The sequence below is a fragment of the Acuticoccus sp. I52.16.1 genome (genome assembly GCF_022865125.1).
Lineage (GTDB): Bacteria > Pseudomonadota > Alphaproteobacteria > Rhizobiales > Amorphaceae > Acuticoccus.
The window spans coordinates 1,332,529-1,348,280 of record NZ_CP094828.1 but is presented as its reverse complement, the minus strand read 5'-3'; the positions used below and the strand labels follow the sequence as shown (position 1 = coordinate 1,348,280).

The following is a 15,752-nucleotide window of genomic DNA, read 5'->3' as shown; positions in this document are numbered from 1 at the left end:
GAGGCGGGCTGGCCGGGTGGTGCGTCCCCCCGGCCGGCGCGGCGATGGCGCGGAGCGCCGCCTCAGGCTTCGGGCCGCTCCTGTGCGGCGGGGGCGGCGGCCGCATCGGCTGCGATCGCGGCCGCGTTGGCCAGGCGGTGTCCCGGATCGGGGAAGCCCTCGGGGTTGGAACGGCGCGACAGGCGCGTGGCGAGGCGGAGCGCCTCGATGGCGGCGCCGGGGTTGGCGGTGCCGCTGCCGGCGATGTCGTAGGCGGTGCCGTGCGCCGGGGTGGCGATCCAGAACGGGAATCCGCCGATCAGCGTGACGCCGCGGTCGAAGCCGATGAGCTTCATCGCGATCTGGCCCTGGTCGTGGTACATCGTCAGCACCGCGTCGAACTCGCCCTTCAGCGCCCGGACATAGACCGTGTCGGACGGGATCGGGCCGGTGACGCGGAACTGCTTCAGCCGCGCGGCCTCCACGGCGGGGGCGATCACCGCGTCGTCCTCGGTGCCGAAGTTGCCGCCGTCGCCGGCATGCGGGTTGAGGGCGGCGACGCCGATGCGCGGATTGTCGATCCCGGCGCCGCGCATGGTGGAATCGGTGAGCCGGATCGCCCGCTCCAGCCGTTCGGGCGTAATCAATGCCGCCACCTCCGACAGCGGCACGTGCGAGGTCACGCGCGCGTTCCAGACCTCCTCCAGCACGTTGAACTCCGAGCCCGGCGCGTCGGTGCCGATGGAGCGCTGCACGAAGCCGATCTCGTCGACATAAGACGGGTCGGCAAGGCGCATGGCGTGCTTGTTGAAGGGGGTGAAGGTCACCGCGTCGGCCCCGCCGGCGGCGGCGAGTTGCAGCGCGGTGCGGAAGTTGCGCACCGCGACGCTGCCGCCGGCCTCGCTGGATTCACCCAGCGTGATCGCATCGAGATCGGCGTGGGCGAGGTCGAGGAAGGCGGCGTGATCGAACGCGTTCGGGTCGAGATCGGGGAGGTGCAGCGAACGCTCGGCGATGCGCTCGCCCGCGTCCCACAGGCGGCGGTCGCCGATGACGATCCAGTCGGCGGCCTTGAAGGTCTCCTCGTCGGTGAGCGCCTTTACGGCGAGCTCGTTGCCGATGCCCGACGGATCGCCGAGGGCGAGCGCGATCAAGGGACGGTCAGCCATGGTGTCGGTCCTTCCTAGGAGGCCTTGGGGTAGAGGGTGACGACGGCGGAGCCGTCCTGCTCGGCCTTGCCACCCGCGACGAGCAGGCGAAAGAGAGTCAGCGCCTGACCTGCCATCGGCAGCGCCAGGGGCATGTCCTTGGTCGCGGTGTGCAGCATCTCGAGGTCTTTCAGGATCTGCCTTGCGTAGCCGCGTGGGGCGTAGTCCTCGGCGGCGAGCCGGGGCATCAGCGCGTCGAGCAGGTTGGAGCCGGCGTGGCCGGGGGCGAGCGCATGCGGGATCTTGGCCGCGTCGACGCCATAGGCTTCGGCCAGGCGGTAGGCCTCGGCGATGACGCAGTAGTTGGTCAGCACGAGCGTCTGGTTGACGAGCTTGGTCGCCTGCCCGGCGCCGACCTCGCCCATCAGCGTCACCCGCCCCAGTGCCGACAGCACCGGCTCGACCTTGGCGAAATCCTCCGCCGCGCCCCCGGCCATGATGGCGAGCGTTCCGGTCTGCGCCGCGCCGGGCCCGCCGGAGACCGGCGCGTCGACGAAGCCCATCCCCGCCGCCCGCAGCGACTCGGCGAGGGTGCGGGTCAGGGGGATGTCGGTGGTCGAGTGGTCGACCAGGACCTTGCCGCCGAGCCCGTCGGCCGAGAGGACGCCGCGCACCACGGCCTCGACGTCCTTGGGCGTGGTGACGCAGACGAGGACGTGGTCGGCCGCGGCCGCCACCTCCGCGGCGCTCGCGACGGTGCGGGCGCCGAGCGCTTCGGCCGCGGTGCGCGCCTCGGCCTTCACGTCGGTGCCGACGACGCTGTGGCCGCCGGCGACGAGCCGCTCGACGAAGCCGCACCCCATGAGGCCGAGGCCGATGAATCCGATCGTTGCCACAGGCGAGCCTCCCTAGCGGATCATGGACGGGATCCAGAGCGACAGCCCCGGAACGAAGGTGAGTAGGATGAGCGCCAGGACCAGCGCCGGGTAGAAGGGGACCATCGCCATCGCCAGCCGTGTGAACGACAGGCCGGTCATGTTCGAGAGCAGGAAGAGCGACAGCCCGAACGGCGGCGTGACGGTGCCGAACATCAGATTGAAGATGATGACGATGCCCAGGTGCACCGGGTCGATCCCCGCCGCCACGACCGGGGGCGCGATGATCGGCACCAGGAGCAGCGTCGCGGTCGTGCTGTCGACGAACATGCCCGCCACCAGGAAGATGACGTTGACGACGAGCAGCAGCAGCCACGGATTGTCACCGAGCGCGCCGAACCAGCCGGCGACGTCGCGCGGCACGCCCTCGACCGTGAGGATCCAGCCGAACATCGCCGCGGCGGCGACGATGAAGAGGATCGCGGCGGTGGAGCGCACCGTCTCGACCGCCGCCTTGACGACGAAGCGGGGCCCCATCGAGCGGTAGAAGACCGTGCCGATGACGAGGACGTAGACCACCGCGACGGCCGACGTCTCGGTCGGCGTGAAGTGGCCCGACAGCATGCCGCCGATGAGGATGATCGGCGCCATCAGCGCCGGCGCGGCCGGCCAGAAGGCACGCCACAGCCGGCGCGGCGAGGGCCAGTGCAGCGCCCGCGGATAGTCCCGCCGGAGCGACAGGACGGCCACCGTCGCCATCAGCAGCACCACCGCGATCAGCGCCGGCACGATGCCCGCCATCAGGAGCTGCACCGCCGAGACGGAGGTCACCGACGCGTAGATGATGATGGGGATCGACGGCGGGAAGATCGGCCCGATGATGGCCGACGCCGCCGTCACCGACGCCGAGAAGGGGAGGGGGAAGCCCTTGTCCGACATCGCCTTGATCTCGACCCGGCCGAGCCCACCGACGTCGGCGAGCGCCGCGCCCGAGACGCCCGAGAAGATCAGCGAGGCGAAGACGTTGACTTGCGCGAGGCCGCCCCACAGGCGCCCCACCAGCACGTCGGCGAACTTGAAGAGCCGCTCGGTGATCCCGGCCGCGTTCATCAGATTGCCGACGAAGATGAAGACGGGCACCGCGACCAGCGGGAAGGAGTCGAGCGCGTAGAGGACGCGCTGTGCGACCATCGCCATCGGAATGCCGCCGACGGCGATGTAGACGACCGACGGGACGAGGATCGCGAAGGCGACCGGCATTCCCAGGATGAAGAGCCCGAAGAAGCCGGCGATGACGAGGAAGCCTTCGTTCACAGCTCCGGCTCCCGGTCGAGGAAGCCGGCTTCCGGCGGGGCCACGGGCGGCGGCGTACGCCGGAACGCGAAGTAGAGCGCACCCACCGCGCTGACGGCGAGGCCGATCACCATGGGCGCGATGAACAGGCGGAACGGAATGTTGAGCATCGGGGTGCGGTTGTTCGCATTCTTGAGCGCGCTGCCGATGGCTGCGTCGATCAGGACGAAGAGGCAGGCGGCGGCGACGAGCAGCAGCCCGCGCTCCAGCAAGGTGCGCGCCCGGCCGGGAAGCCGGTCGACGATCTCGCTGAAGCGGATCTGCTCGTTGGTGGAGACGAGAAGCGGCAGCGCCAGGTAGACGAGGCCGATGAGCCCCCAGCGCGTCGCCTCCTCGAGGCCCGGGACGGGGGCGTTGAACGCATCGCGCATGACGACCTGGGTGAAGGGCAGCACCACCAGGGCGAACAGGGCGATCACGGCAAGCGTCGCGAACACGCGCTCGATCACGGACCAGATGACTCGCAAGACTTGGGGCTCCGGGAGTTTGGGGGCGGCGGCGCGTCGCGGCGGCCTTCGTCGCAGGGTCGGCGGGGCGGCTGCGGCGAGGGAACCCTCGCCGCCGATGCCCGCCGACCGCGCCGGCGCCGGACGGACCGTGGCGGCATCAAGCCGTCCGCGCCGGGTCCGCCGCGCTGCGCGGATCACCGGGCGGGGCTTTACCCCGCCGGGATCGTCGGCGTGCGGTGTTATTGCACCTCGTCGATGCGCTTCAGGTAGTCGGACCAGTTGGGGTAGTCCTCGTTCACCTTCGCCCGCACCGCCTCGCGGAACTCGTCGAGCTTCAGCCCGGCGGACTCGTCGATCACCGTCACGCCCTGTTCCTTCAGGAAGGCGATCTCGTCCGCCTCGCTGTCGCGGTACCAGGTGAGCGATTCCTGGCCGACCTCCTCGAGCACCTCCTCGACGATCGCACGATCCTCGTCCGGGATGCCTTCCCAGGCGTCCTCGTTGACGAACACCGCCAGCACCGACTCCATGTGGCCGGTCATCATCAGATACTCGTTCGCCTCGTACATCTTGCGGGCGATGATGTTGTTGAGCGGGTTCTCCTGCCCCTCGACCAGACCCGTCATCAGCGCCGGCATGATCTCGGAGATCTCGACCGGGGTCGGGATCGCGCCCATCCCTTCGAGCATCGTCGACCAGAGCTGGATCGGCACGCCGCGGAACTTCTTGCCCGCCATGTCGGCCGGCGAGTAGACCGGATAGCGTGCCGTCAGGTGCCGCGCGCCGCGATAGAAGTTGCCGACGATGCGGATCGACGCGTTCTCGATCAGCTTCTCGTTGATCTCGTCGAGCACCGGGCTCCCCGGCGCGGTCGCTTTCATCGCGTGGTCCATGCCGCGGTAGGCGTAAGGCGCGTTGAAGACGGCGACGTCCTCGTAGAAGCGGTCGAGCGAGGAGAAGTCGTGGTGGGCCATCTGGATGGCGCCGACGCGCACCGCGTCCAGCATCTCCGACAGGTTGCCGAGCTGCGAGTTGCCGAACACCTCGATCTGCACGCGACCGTCGGTGCGCTCCTCGATGCGCTTGGCCAGTTCCTCGGCGAACCGCGTCTGCCCTTCGCCCTCGGCGCCGACGTGGGCGTAGCGCAAGGTGACGTCGGCGCTCGCTGGCAGGGCGACGAGGGCGGCGAAGCCGGTGGCCGCGAGGGCCGTCCACAGGGGTTTCATGATGCTCCTCCCAAGACTTTGTCGTGTTTTTGTGGTGCCGCGGCCGGGGCGACCCGGTAGATCCGCGCGGCATTGTCGTGGAACAGCGCCCGGCGGACGTCGGGCGCCAGGTCGGCGGTGATCGCCGCGAAGCCGGCGAAGATCGTCGTCAACTCGCCGACGACCGAATCGACCGGGAAGTTCGACGCGAACATCGCCCGCTCCGTGCCGAAGATGCGCAGCGTGTCACGCACGACGAAGGCGTTGGCGCGCGCATCCCAGCGCTCGCCCTTCAGGCCGATGCCGGAGATCTTCACCGCGACGTTGGGCTCGGCCGCCAGCGTCTCCATCGCCGCGCGCCAACCGGCGAGGCCCTCGGCCGAGCGGTCGGCCGGCAGGCCGGTGTGGTTGAGGACGATGGTCGTCGCCGGGAAGTCGCGCGCCAGCTCGGCGGCAGCGTCGAAGTGCCACCAGGGCGTCTGCAGGTCGAAGTGGAGGCCGTGGGCGGCGAGCGCCTCGTAGCCCTTGCGCCACTGCGGGTCGTCCATCGACTTCGGTGCCCCGCGGCGTGCGTCGGCGCGGCCGGGTGCGGAGGCGGGCTTGTGGCGGATGCTGCGCACCAGCGGGAACGCGGCCTGCCCGGCGATCACGTCCGCCGCGTCGGGCGCGTCGAGGAAGGCCTGGGCGACGACGGCGCCCGGAAAACCGGCCGCGGCGGCATAGTCGTGCACCCACCGGGTCTCGCCGAAGGGATCCGCGAGATCCCACTCGGCCTCGACATAGACGGTCGAGACGATGTTCATGGGCCCGGCGTCGCGCCGGTAGTCCGCGGCGAGGTAGTCGCGGCGGATCGGCGAATAGTCGCCGTAGCGGAAGGGGATCATCTCCCCGCAAAGCCAGGGATGTTTTCCGAGTGACAGGTCCCAAAGATGCATATGTGCATCGATGATGCGATCCGGCAGAAGGCTCAGACCATTCGCGAGGTTCTCCAGCCCGTCCGGCAGCGGGCGTCTCTCCTCAGCCGTCACGATGCGCGCGCCGCGGCGTTCGGCATCGACGCGCCGTCCATCGTCATTGGCGGGCGGCGCATCGCAAGCGACGCCCCCGTCGTTCCATGAGGCAATTGCGCCTCCCCCCGGTTCGCTGCGATCTCTAACGGATCGCTAGCGTCATTCTTGTTATCTGAATACAGTATGCAGCATTACGGACGGTCCGCAAGAGGGTCGACCACTCAGAGGGCCCCATGCAGGTAAATCAGACCAACCCACCCGAGAGCCCGATCCTGCGGCGCACGCTGCACGAGGAGGTGGTCTCGCGATTGCGGGACATGATCATCGACGGCACGCTGGAGACCGGCTCGCGCATCAACGAGAGCGAGCTGGGTCCGCGGCTCGGCGTCTCGCGGACACCCTTGCGCGAGGCGCTGCGGACCCTCGCCAGCGAAGGCCTGATCGAGTTGGTGCGCTCCAAGGGCGCGGTGGTGCGCCGCTTCGGGATCGAGGACGTGGCCCAGATGCTGGAGTCGCTGAAGGCGATCGAGGGCTATTCGGCGCGTCTGGGCGCGACCCGCGCCAGCGACGCCGAAATCGCCCAGATCCTCGCCTGGCACGAGGAAATGGGGCGCTGCTACGAGGCTCAGGAGCGGCTCGCCTACTACAAGCTCAACCAGGCGATCCACACCGCGATCGTCGGCCTGGCGCACAATGCCAGCCTCGCCGAGCTGCACGAGCTGGTGCAGGGGCGGCTGAAGCGCATCCGCTACATCGGCAACCACGCCGAGACGAAGTGGGCCGGGGCGATGGCCGACCACGAGCGCATGGCCGAGGCACTGCGCCAGCGCGACGGCGAGGCGCTGGCCGAAGCGTTGGAGGACCACATGGACAACACGCTGATGCGCGTCCGCGACGTCCTGTAGCGCGAGAGGGGGAATTCTCCCTCGCCCGTGCGCCGCCGCACGCACCGGCGCCGCGGCACGAGAGCGCTCCCGTCAGACGTGGTGGCAGGCGACGCGGTGTCCCGGCCGGGTGGGCCGCAGGTCCGGCATGGTCTTGCACACGTCGGTGCGCTTGGGACAGCGGTCCTGGAAGGGACACCCCTCGATCTGGCTGAAGCGGCTGGGGGGCTCGCCCCGTTCCATCGCGCCGGTGACGCGCTTCGTCACGTCGATCCGCGGCACCGAGGCGATGAGCACCTGCGTGTAGGGGTGCTGCGCCTCGGCGAAGAGGGACGGCCCGTCGCCGATTTCGACGACGTGGCCCATGTAGAGGACGGCCACGCGGTCGGAGATCTTCGCCACGACGCCGAGGTCGTGGGAGATGAACATCATCGTCAGCCCCAGCCGGGCCTTGAGGTCGCCGAGGAGGTTCAGCACCTGCGCCTGGATCGAGACGTCGAGCGCGGAGACCGGCTCGTCGGCGATGATGAGGTCCGGCACGGGAAGGATCGCGCGGGCGATGCCGACGCGCTGGCGCTGACCGCCCGACAGTTCGTGCGGATAGCGGCCGGCGAAGGAGGGATCGAGGCCGACCTGCGTCAGCGCCTCGTCGACCAGTGCGGCGCGATCCTTGCGGCTCTTGAAGATGCCGTGGATGTCCCCCGTCTCGGCTACCGAGTCGCCCACGGTGCGGCGCGGGTTGAGCGAGGCGTAGGGGTCCTGGAAGACCATGCGCAGCTTGAGCCGCGCCTCGCGCAGCCGGCCCCCGCGCGCGGTCAGCAAGTTGCCGCCGCGGAACATCACTTCGCCGCCGTCGGCGTGGGTGAGGCCCATGATGGTGCGGCCGACGGTGGTCTTGCCGCAGCCCGATTCGCCGACGATCCCCAGAACCTCGCCCCGCTGCACGGTGAGCGAGATGTGGTCGACGGCCTGCACCTTGTAGCGCTTGCCGTCACGCTTGACGTTGAAGGTCTTGGTGAGGCCGCGCACGTCGAGCAGCGCGTCGGCGGCGGGGCCGGGCGCCGCGGAGGCGGCCGTGTCGGTGGACGCCATCATACGGCCTCGGCGATCAGCGGGAAGTGGCAGGCGGCGACGTGGCCGCCGGACGCGACGAGCGGGACCGGACCGGTGCGGCACGGGTCGCCGGCGCGCGGGCAGCGCGGCGCGAAGGGGCAGCCGTCGCCGATCTCGTAGGGCTTGGGCGCTTGGCCGGGGATCGACGTGATCGGCTCCTGGCCGGTCGCCGGGTCCGGCACGCAGGCCATCAGCCCGGCGGTGTAGGGGTGGAGCGGATCGGAGAAGATCCCCTCCACGGTGCCCGTCTCGGCGATCTTGCCGGCGTACATCACCGCCACGCGGTCGGCGAGCTGGGAGACGACGCCGAGGTCGTGGGTGATGAAGAGCACGCCCATGTGCAGTCGGTCGCACAGGTCGCGGATCAGGCCGAGGATCTGGAGCTGCACCGTCACGTCGAGTGCGGTGGTCGGCTCGTCGGCGATCAGCACCTTGGGGCGGCAGGCGAGCGCCACCGCGATCATGACGCGCTGGCGCATGCCGCCGGAGAGTTCGTGCGGGTAGGCGCGCAGCTGCAACGCGGCGTCGGGAATGCGCACCAGGTCGAGGAGCTCGCGCGAGCGCGCGGCGGGATCGGCCTCGGGATCGTGGACGCGCACGGCCTCGGCGATCTGGTCGCCGATGCGCATCACCGGGTTCAGCGAGGTCATCGGCTCCTGGAAGATCATCGCGATGTCGCCGCGGCGCTTCTTCACGCGCTCGTAGGGCGACAGGTGCGTGATGTCGTTGCCGTCGATGGTGATCGACCCGCGGCTGACCCAGGCGGAGGGGCGCGGCAGGAGGCCCATCACGGCCAGCGACGTCATCGACTTGCCGCAGCCCGATTCGCCCACCAGCCCCAGGATTTCGCCGGGCGCGATCTCGAACGAGACGCCGCGGACGATGTCGATCTTCCCGTGTCGGGAGCCGACGGAGACCACCATGTCGTCGACGATGAGCATCGCTACCTCCGCGTCTGACGGTTGCCCATCGCTTCGCGGAAGCGCGGGTCCATGTGGTCGCGCAGCGCGTCCCCGGTGAGGTTCAGCGAAAAGGCGGTGAGGGCGATCATCATGCCGGGAAAGAACAGGAGCCACGGCGCGCGGGTGATGTAGATCCGCGATTCGGCGAGCATGTTGCCCCAGCTGGGGATATCCGGCGGGGTGCCGAGGCCGAGGAAGTCGAGCGACGCCGCGCCGAGCTGGGCGAACGCGAAGACGAAGCTCGCCTGCACCAGCAGCGGCGAGATCATGTTCGGCAGGATGTGCTTGGTGATCATCCAGAGCGTGCCGCCGCCCATCGACCGCGCCGCCTCCACGTAGGTCTCCTCGCGCAGCCGCAGGGTGACGCCGTAGACGATGCGCGCGGTGGTGGTGAGGTAGACGACGCCGATGGCGAGGATCGCGTTGACGATGCCCTGGCCGAGGATGACGATCAGCCCCAGCGCCAGGAGCAGCGAGGGGAAGGCCATCAGCACGTCGACGCAGCGCATCAGCACCCGTCCGGCGGCCGGGTAGAGCGCCGAGACGATGCCGATCGGCACGCCCGTCGCCAGCGCGAAGCCCACCACGCCGAGGCCGATCATCAGCGCCAGCCGCGAGCCGTAGACGACGCGCGAGAAGGTATCGCGGCCGAAATGGTCGGTGCCGAACCAGTGCGCGGCGCCCGGCGGCACGAGCCGTTCGGTCGGGACGATGTCGACCGGGGAGTAGGGCGCGATCAGCGGCGAGGCGAGCGCGCAGACGATCACCGTCAACAGGAAGAGGAGCCCCAGCGAGGTGAGCGGCCGGGCGAAGACGAGGCCGAGAACGCCCGCGAGGACGCTGCGGCGGGGCAGGGCGGGCGCGCTCATTGCAGCTCCACCCGCGGATCGAGCAGACGGTACGAGATATCCACCAGCAGGTTGATGACGAGGTAGAGGCAGACGATCACCAGGATGACACCCTGGATGACCGGATAATCGCGCCGCAGGATCGACTGGACGACCGTGCGGCCGATCCCCGGCAGCGCGAACACCGTCTCGGTGACGACCGCCTCGGAGATCAGCGCGCCGAGGGTGAAGCCGAATGCCGAGACGACGACGAGCAGCGCGTTGCGCAGCGTGTGGCGCAGCACCACGCGGCGGGGGCTGATCCCCTTGGCCCTCGCGGTGCGGATGTAGTCCTCCTTGGAGACGTCGAGCATCGAGGCGCGGGTGAGGCGCAGGATCAGCGCCGCGTTGGGCGCCGCGAGCGCGAAGCTCGGCAGGAGGAGATAGCGCAGGTTGGAAAGGCCCCCATCGTCGAAGATCGACGGGTAGCCGGAGGAGGGCAGCCACCCGAGGGTCGCCGCGAAGACGAGGATCAGGTAGAGGCCGACCCAGAAAGTCGGGATCGAGGCCATCAGCATGGCGAGGCCCGAAAGGCCCTGGTCCAGCGGGCTGCCCCGCCAGACCGCGGCGATGACGCCGATCGGCACGCCGATCAGCACCACCCAGACCATGGTGATGGAGGCGAGCAGGATGCTCGTCTCCGCCCCGTCGGCGATGACGGAGGTCACCGGTTCGTCGAAGAAGATCGAGCGGCCGAGGTCGCCCTGCAGCGCGCTGCCGGCCCAGTAGAAATACTGGACCACCAACGGCTCATCGAGGCCGAGGCGCGTGCGCAGCGCCGCGGCCTGTTCGGGCGTCGCCGAGTCGCCCAGCATGACCAGCACCGGATCGCCCGGAATGAGGTGGATAAAGACGAAGATGATCACGGATGCGGCGACCAGCGTCGCCAGGGCCGCACCCGTCCGCTTCACGATATAACCCCACATCCGCGGCGGTCTCTCCTACTGGTCTTCAGGACGCAATTACTTCGACGCACCCCACCAGTAGTGGAAGCCCGGCGCCTTTTCCCACGCGGGCGTCACGCCCGGCGCGGCGACGTCGAACGAGAACACGTCGCCCACCTTCACGGCCGGGACCTGCTCGTAGGCCAGCGTCTGGAGCTTCTCCCAGGTCGCGGGGCGGCCGTCGGCGTCGGAGGTGTTGATGAACTCGGCCTCGAGGGCCTCCTTCTCGTCGCTCGTCCACCAGCCGGGGTAGTTGTCGTTCATGAAGGTCAGCAGCGCCGGGTCGGCGACGGTGTTGTGGTGGGTCATGAACATGTCCCAGGCACCGGGCTCGGCGCGCTGCTTCAGGAGCGTCGCCCAGTCACGCACGTCGAGTTCGACCTCGATGCCCGCGTCGGCGAGCTGGCGCTTGAAGACGTTCGCCTGGTCGAAATGCTGCTGGTAGTTGGTGGAGACGAGCAGGCGGATCGGCGTGCCGTCGTAGCCGGCTTCCTCGGCGAGCGCCTTGGCCTTTTCCGGGTCGCCGGCGTTGTAGGCGTCGAGCCCGGCGTCGGTGTGCCAGACGGAGCCGTCCTGGAAGAAGGCGCCCTGCGCCTGCCACAGCTCGGGATCGCCCACGGAGACCTGCAGCGCCTCGGTCATGTTGAGGGCGGCGAGGACGGCACGGCGCAGCGCCCAGTTGTCCTTCATGATGCCGTCCTTGGAGTTCATGAACATGAGCCCGAAGATCGGCGAGTCGGAGATGACCGGGGTGACCGACGGGTCGTCCTTCAGGATCCCGTAGAGGTCGCCGGAAATGAACTCGGCGTAGTCGTAGTCACCGGCCTGCACGCCGCTGACGCGGGTGCCGACGTCCGACACCGGGATGAAGCGCAGCGTATCGAGCACGGCCTCGCGCTTGCCGGCGTAACCGTCCGACGGGGTGTCGAGCGCGGCGTAATCGTCGAACTTGACGAGCTCGACGTAGCGGTTGGGGCGCCAGTCGCTGAACTTGTAGGGGCCGGTGCCGATGTAACTTTCCGGCTTAATCGGCTCGCCGCCGGCCTCGGCGACGATCTCGGACGGGTAGATCACCGGCCCGCCGTTGACCTGGGACATGAGGCTCTTCCAGGCACCGTTCGGCTCCTTCAGCGTCACGGTGACCTCGTAGTCGCCGGTCGCCTCGACCTTGTCGAGACCGAGCGTCGAGCCGCGGGCGCCGAACTCGGCCCAGCGCGCAATGGAGGCGGCGACGTCCTCGGCCTTCATCTCCTTGCCGTTGTGGAAGGGGACGCCCTCGCGCAGCGAGATGGTGATGATCTTGCCATCGTCCGAGACGGTCTCGCCGGTCGCCAGCAGCGGTTGCGGGACGGTGGCCGAGTCGAGCGCGTAGAGCGTCTCGAACATGTGCTGGCCGATCATCGTCGCGACGACGGCGGTGCCCATCTGGGTGTCGAGGCTGGGGGGCTCGCCGATGGTGGCGTAGCGCAGCGTCTCGGCATGGGCGGCGGTGACGGGAAGGCCCGCGCCCAGCGTGGCGGTGAGGGCGAACGCCCCCGCCGCGATCGCACGTTTCACTCCAAGTCTGGCCAGCATGGCAGCATTCCTCTCGCTCGTTGCGTTTCGTGAAGGCGGCCCGCTGCCGCCGCGGACTCTAGGCACTCAGAGGCAGGTGAAGCCCCCGTCGATCGTCAGCGCCGCGCCGGTCATGTACCGGGACGCGTCGGACGCGAGGTAGACGGCGAGCGGACCCAGGTCCTCCGGGTCGCCGGCGTGACCCGCCGGGATGCCCGCGACGGCCGCCTCGATGATTTCCGGCCGCTCGCGCGCCCAGCGCTGGTTCGGCGCGGTCATGAACATGCCGGGGCAGATGGCGTTGGCGGTGATCTGATGAGGCGCCCAGTCGACCGCGATGGCGCGCGTGAACTGCACGAGGCCGGCCTTCGCCGTCTCGTAATGGCGCCCGGAGATGCCGCGCCCGGCGACGAAGGCGTTGATGGAGGCCACGTTGATGATGCGTCCGCCCGTGCCGCGCTCGATCATCGCCGCGCCGATCACCTTGGTGCAGGCCACCGCTGCGGTGAGGTTGAGGTCGACGAGAGTGCGCCAGGTGTCGAGCGACGTGTCCTGGAGCGTGATGTTCTCGCGCCGGCCGCCGACGTTGTTGATCAGGATGTCGATCGCGCCGGCCTCGGTGAGCGCCGCTTCGCAGATCGTGGCGGCCGTCTCGGGAACGCCGGCGTCGCCGGGGAGCACGGTGACGGCGCGGCCCTCGGCGCGGATGTCCTCGGCGGTGCTGTCGAGATCGGCGGAGGGGCGGGCGACGAGGACGATGTCGGCACCGGCACTGGCGAGCGCCAGGGCCATTTCACGGCCGAGGCCGCGGCTGGCACCTGTGACGAGCGCGCGCTTGCCGTCGAGGCGGAACCGATCCAGGACGCTCACGCGCTTCGCATCTCCAGGGATCACCTCCAAACGGCCGTCCGACCGGGGCCGCTTGTGACGGTGACCCCGGTTCCAATAGCTCCAGCCTATCGAAGATTTATTTTACGTCCAGTCCGAATGTCTTGTTTCGTCAGGGTAATTCTAAAGCGTGGAAATTGCATGCCGTTTCCGGCGCCTCAGTAGACCTTGCCGCGGGCCGATACCGGCCACACCGTTTCCACCTTGCCGCCGCGCACGCCGACGTACCAGTCGTGCAGGTTGCAGGTGGGGTCGCAGTGGCCCGGAACGAGGCGCAGCTTTTCGTTGACGGCGAGCGCGTCGTCGGGGTCGTCCAGCACGCCGTGCTCGTCGGAGCAGCGCAGATAGGTGACGTCGTCGCGCCCGAAGACGGTGGGCAGGCCGCTGTCCACGGACTGGGACTTCAGGCCCGCGTCGCACACGGCCCGGCCGGGGCGCGGACGGCTCATGATGCCGGTCAGCAGGAAGAGGGCGTGCTCGAAGCCGTCCTCGTCGAGCCGGGCGCCGCTCTCGGCGGCGATGCGGCCGTAGTCGGCATCCATGAAGGCGTAGGAGCCGCATTGCAGTTCGTTGTAGACGCCGGACGCGGTCTCCAGCGCGAAGGTCCCGGTGCCGGCACCCGACACCAGCTCCGGCGGCAGGCCCGCGGCGGTGAGCGCCTCGGCGGCCCGCTTCACCAGGGCGATCGCCTTGTCGAGGGCGGCTTTGCGCTCGGGGTAGGTCGCGAGGTGCTGCGCCGCGCCGTGGTAGGCCTGTATGCCGGCGAAGCCGAGGCCCTCCGCCGCCGCGATGGCGCGGGCGAGGGCGACCACCTCCTCGGGCGTGGAGACGCCGCAGCGGTCCATGCCGCAGTCCAGCTCGACGAGGCAGGCGAGGGAGACGCCATGGCGCACGGCCGCCGCCGACAGCTCGCCCACGTTGGCGAGATCGTCGACGCAGACCGAGGTGGCGGCGCCGAGCTTGGGGAGCTGCGCCAGACGGTCGATCTTCGCCGGGTCGCGCACCTGGTTGGACACCAGGACGTCGGCGATGCCGCCGCGGGCGAATGCCTCGGCCTCGGACACCTTCTGGCAGCACACCCCGACCGCGCCGCCGATCTCCATCTGCAACTTCGCGACGTCGACCGACTTGTGCATCTTGCCGTGCACCCGCAGCCGGATGCCGTGGGCTTTGACGAAGTCGCCCAGCTTGCGGACGTTCCGCTCCAGCGCGTCGAGATCGAGGATCAGGCAGGGTGTCTGGATCTGGGCTTCGTCCATGCCGGGGTGAGCCGGGATGTCGTAGCCGACCTCGAGGGCGGCGAGCGGGTTCGTCAGGTCCATGGTGCGGGGGTCTCCGGGTCGGGGGCGGGTCTCTCGTCGGCGCTCGGCCGGCGCGGGCGGATCTCTCGTCGGCGCACGCTGGGCCGTTGTCAACGTGATGGTCGCGATCCGCCGCGGCCGGGCGGCCCGGCGCAGACCAGCTTGTAGACCTCGATCTGGTCGACCCCCTTGAGGGTCATCGGGCCGATCGGCTCGGCGTGGGGGGAGGCGAGGGCGGCTGCGGCGGGCTCGTCGATATAGATGACGTCGCCGCCGGGCAGTCCGGAGAGGTGGGCCGCGGTGTTGACCGCCTGCCCCCAGATGTCGAACGCCATGCGCGAGCGGCCGGTGATGCCGGAGATCACCGGCCCGAGGGTGAGGCCGCCACGCAGGTTCAGGCCGTGCTCGGCGAGCCACGGCTCGGCCATCAGCTGGCGCGCGCAGGCGACGCAGGCGGCCACCGGCGCCTCGTGCGGCTGCAGCAGGTTGCCGGCGACGACGGCGGCGTCCCCCACCATCTTCAGCTTCTCGATGCCGGCGGCGTGGGCGGCACGTTCCGCCGCGTCGGACATCATCGTGACCAGCTCGACGACCTTCTTCGGGGCAGTGGCGGTGGTGAAGCGGGAGAAGCCGGCAACGTCGAGAAACATCACCGCGACGCCGGTGTGGGCGCGGGGCAGAACGCGGCCGGTGGTGGCGAGCTCGCGGACCGCCTCGGGCGGCAGGATCGCCTCCAGGAGAGCGTCGCCGCGGGCCCGCTGGCGCTCGATCTCGGCGACGTAGGCGCGCTCGCGCTCGCGGGCGCGGCCCCGCTCCAGCCATGCGTTGACGCGCGCGGCGAGGACCGCCGGCTCGATCGGCTTGGTGAGGTGGTCGACCGCGCCGAGCTCGATGCCGCGCACGACCCGGTCGATCTCGTGATGGGCCGAGACGACGATGACGGGGATCTCGCCCGCGTCCGGCCGCTCACGCAGCGCCGAGAGCACGCCGAAGCCGTCGAGCCGGGGCATCATCAGGTCGAGGAGGATGAGATCGGGCGGGGCCTTTGCGACCATGGCCAGCGCCTCCACGCCATCGACAGCGACGACGGTGTCGTGGCCGAGATCTTCCAGCTCCTCGACGAGGAGGTCGCGGTTGTAGGCGGTATCGTCGACGATCAGGATGCGGGCCGGGCGCGTCATGTCGCAAGGCTACACGCAA

16 protein-coding genes are annotated in these 15,752 nt (G+C 69.8%); 2 read left to right on the top strand and 14 right to left on the bottom strand.

All coding sequences use genetic code 11. The features are described 5' to 3' along the window. Nucleotides 1-62: 62 nt before the first annotated feature. From MRB58_RS06035 to MRB58_RS06010, 6 genes are all read right to left on the bottom strand, one after another. A complete protein-coding gene (locus MRB58_RS06035) occupies nucleotides 63-1,148 on the bottom strand; it encodes a 4-hydroxythreonine-4-phosphate dehydrogenase PdxA (protein ID WP_244780824.1) in 1,086 nt (361 codons plus the stop codon). A gap of 14 nt (nucleotides 1,149-1,162) precedes the next feature. Continuing rightward, nucleotides 1,163-2,023: an NAD(P)-dependent oxidoreductase gene (locus MRB58_RS06030; RefSeq protein WP_244780823.1), complete on the bottom strand. Its 861-nt coding sequence runs from the start codon at nucleotides 2,021-2,023 to the stop codon at nucleotides 1,163-1,165. A gap of 12 nt (nucleotides 2,024-2,035) precedes the next feature. Continuing rightward, the gene (locus MRB58_RS06025; RefSeq protein ID WP_244780822.1) at nucleotides 2,036-3,316 is read right to left on the bottom strand and encodes a TRAP transporter large permease; all 1,281 of its coding nucleotides are present in this window, start codon (nucleotides 3,314-3,316) and stop codon (nucleotides 2,036-2,038) included. Continuing rightward, a complete protein-coding gene (locus MRB58_RS06020; RefSeq protein ID WP_244780821.1) occupies nucleotides 3,313-3,822 on the bottom strand; it encodes a TRAP transporter small permease in 510 nt (169 codons plus the stop codon). Before MRB58_RS06020 ends, MRB58_RS06025 begins: the two co-directional genes overlap by 4 nt. Nucleotides 3,823-4,043: 221 nt before the next feature. Beyond that, the gene (locus MRB58_RS06015) at nucleotides 4,044-5,030 is read right to left on the bottom strand and encodes a TRAP transporter substrate-binding protein (protein ID WP_244780820.1); all 987 of its coding nucleotides are present in this window, start codon (nucleotides 5,028-5,030) and stop codon (nucleotides 4,044-4,046) included. Continuing rightward, nucleotides 5,027-5,944, bottom strand: a complete 918-nt coding sequence (locus MRB58_RS06010) for an amidohydrolase (RefSeq protein ID WP_244780819.1) — start codon at nucleotides 5,942-5,944, stop codon at nucleotides 5,027-5,029. Before MRB58_RS06010 ends, MRB58_RS06015 begins: the two co-directional genes overlap by 4 nt. Between MRB58_RS06010 and MRB58_RS06005 the strand changes: the two genes are divergently transcribed. Together MRB58_RS06005 and MRB58_RS06000 are read left to right on the top strand one after the other, a co-directional pair. Further along, nucleotides 5,945-6,127, top strand: a complete 183-nt coding sequence (locus tag MRB58_RS06005) for a hypothetical protein (RefSeq protein ID WP_244780818.1) — start codon at nucleotides 5,945-5,947, stop codon at nucleotides 6,125-6,127. A gap of 125 nt (nucleotides 6,128-6,252) precedes the next feature. Beyond that, complete coding sequence (locus MRB58_RS06000; protein ID WP_244780817.1) at nucleotides 6,253-6,924, top strand: GntR family transcriptional regulator; 672 nt, start codon at nucleotides 6,253-6,255, stop codon at nucleotides 6,922-6,924. 72 nt (nucleotides 6,925-6,996) lie between these two features. Here MRB58_RS06000 and MRB58_RS05995 read toward each other — a convergent pair whose 3' ends face one another. The 8 genes from MRB58_RS05995 to MRB58_RS05960 form a co-directional block, all read right to left on the bottom strand. Continuing rightward, nucleotides 6,997-7,998: an ABC transporter ATP-binding protein gene (locus tag MRB58_RS05995; protein WP_244780816.1), complete on the bottom strand. Its 1,002-nt coding sequence runs from the start codon at nucleotides 7,996-7,998 to the stop codon at nucleotides 6,997-6,999. Then, a complete protein-coding gene (locus tag MRB58_RS05990; RefSeq protein WP_244780815.1) occupies nucleotides 7,995-8,957 on the bottom strand; it encodes an ABC transporter ATP-binding protein in 963 nt (320 codons plus the stop codon). The genes MRB58_RS05995 and MRB58_RS05990 overlap by 4 nt, the downstream gene beginning before the upstream one ends. Nucleotides 8,958-8,959: 2 nt before the next feature. Continuing rightward, nucleotides 8,960-9,847: an ABC transporter permease gene (locus tag MRB58_RS05985; protein WP_244780814.1), complete on the bottom strand. Its 888-nt coding sequence runs from the start codon at nucleotides 9,845-9,847 to the stop codon at nucleotides 8,960-8,962. Further along, on the bottom strand, nucleotides 9,844-10,791 hold the full coding sequence (locus MRB58_RS05980) for an ABC transporter permease (protein WP_244780813.1): 948 nt from the start codon (nucleotides 10,789-10,791) through the stop codon (nucleotides 9,844-9,846). The genes MRB58_RS05985 and MRB58_RS05980 overlap by 4 nt, the downstream gene beginning before the upstream one ends. 36 nt (nucleotides 10,792-10,827) lie before the next feature. Next, complete coding sequence (locus MRB58_RS05975; RefSeq protein WP_244780812.1) at nucleotides 10,828-12,384, bottom strand: ABC transporter substrate-binding protein; 1,557 nt, start codon at nucleotides 12,382-12,384, stop codon at nucleotides 10,828-10,830. A 66-nt stretch (nucleotides 12,385-12,450) separates the two neighbouring features. Then, nucleotides 12,451-13,233, bottom strand: coding sequence for an SDR family NAD(P)-dependent oxidoreductase (locus tag MRB58_RS05970; protein ID WP_244780811.1), 783 nt, complete (start codon nucleotides 13,231-13,233; stop codon nucleotides 12,451-12,453). 176 nt (nucleotides 13,234-13,409) lie between these two features. Beyond that, nucleotides 13,410-14,573 carry a 3-hydroxy-D-aspartate aldolase BhcC gene (gene bhcC, locus MRB58_RS05965; RefSeq protein WP_244780810.1) on the bottom strand — a complete coding sequence of 388 codons (1,164 nt, stop codon included), beginning with the start codon at nucleotides 14,571-14,573 and terminating at the stop codon, nucleotides 13,410-13,412. A gap of 89 nt (nucleotides 14,574-14,662) precedes the next feature. After that, entirely contained in the window at nucleotides 14,663-15,733 is a 1,071-nt protein-coding gene (locus MRB58_RS05960) for a response regulator (RefSeq protein ID WP_244780809.1), read from the bottom strand. Nucleotides 15,734-15,752: the final 19 nt, after the last annotated feature.

Bases quoted from the DNA above. Each gene is read 5' to 3' on its own strand.
- MRB58_RS05980 (WP_244780813.1), bottom strand. From the start codon at position 10,791: ATGTGGGGTTATATCGTGAAGCGGACGGGTGCGGCCCTGGCGACGCTG.
- MRB58_RS05975 (WP_244780812.1), bottom strand. From the start codon at position 12,384: ATGCTGGCCAGACTTGGAGTGAAACGTGCGATCGCGGCGGGGGCGTTC.
- MRB58_RS06000 (WP_244780817.1), top strand. From the start codon at position 6,253: ATGCAGGTAAATCAGACCAACCCACCCGAGAGCCCGATCCTGCGGCGC.
- MRB58_RS05995 (WP_244780816.1), bottom strand. From the start codon at position 7,998: ATGATGGCGTCCACCGACACGGCCGCCTCCGCGGCGCCCGGCCCCGCC.
- bhcC (WP_244780810.1), bottom strand. From the start codon at position 14,573: ATGGACCTGACGAACCCGCTCGCCGCCCTCGAGGTCGGCTACGACATC.
- MRB58_RS06015 (WP_244780820.1), bottom strand. From the start codon at position 5,030: ATGAAACCCCTGTGGACGGCCCTCGCGGCCACCGGCTTCGCCGCCCTC.
- MRB58_RS06010 (WP_244780819.1), bottom strand. From the start codon at position 5,944: ATGCATCTTTGGGACCTGTCACTCGGAAAACATCCCTGGCTTTGCGGG.
- MRB58_RS06035 (WP_244780824.1), bottom strand. From the start codon at position 1,148: ATGGCTGACCGTCCCTTGATCGCGCTCGCCCTCGGCGATCCGTCGGGC.
- MRB58_RS06005 (WP_244780818.1), top strand. From the start codon at position 5,945: ATGTGCATCGATGATGCGATCCGGCAGAAGGCTCAGACCATTCGCGAG.
- MRB58_RS05960 (WP_244780809.1), bottom strand. From the start codon at position 15,733: ATGACGCGCCCGGCCCGCATCCTGATCGTCGACGATACCGCCTACAAC.
- MRB58_RS05985 (WP_244780814.1), bottom strand. From the start codon at position 9,847: ATGAGCGCGCCCGCCCTGCCCCGCCGCAGCGTCCTCGCGGGCGTTCTC.
- MRB58_RS05990 (WP_244780815.1), bottom strand. From the start codon at position 8,957: ATGCTCATCGTCGACGACATGGTGGTCTCCGTCGGCTCCCGACACGGG.